This window comes from Peribacillus sp. SIMBA_075 (assembly GCF_046534585.1).
Genome location: NZ_JAWRYN010001081.1, coordinates 1 through 254, shown reverse-complemented (window position 1 = coordinate 254; position 254 = coordinate 1). Strand labels below are relative to the sequence as shown.

Genomic DNA, 254 nt, shown 5'->3' with positions numbered 1-254 from the left:
AGGTTCATTTAAAGTAAATGTATCCGCGCTATTAAGGGCGAGTGACAGGGTTGCTGTTATAAACCGCAAAGTAAGTTCTAAATAAAGAATAAGACATTATGATTGTTGATACGGGATCATCTGGTATCGGGAAATCTACATTTATTACAATGATTACTGGTTTAATTGAAATAACAGTAGCGTAAAAAAGTGTACGGTGCACTTTTGAAAAATGTTTGTGGTAATCATTTTGGAAATGCCTTTTGGTAATAACT

General features: G+C 33.5%; 1 protein-coding gene. It reads right to left on the bottom strand.

All coding sequences use genetic code 11. The features are described from left to right. Positions 1-31: 31 nt before the first annotated feature. Positions 32-254 (bottom strand): hypothetical protein (locus SB775_RS31620; RefSeq protein ID WP_410865241.1); only part of this gene is annotated, 223 nt, incomplete at its 5' end.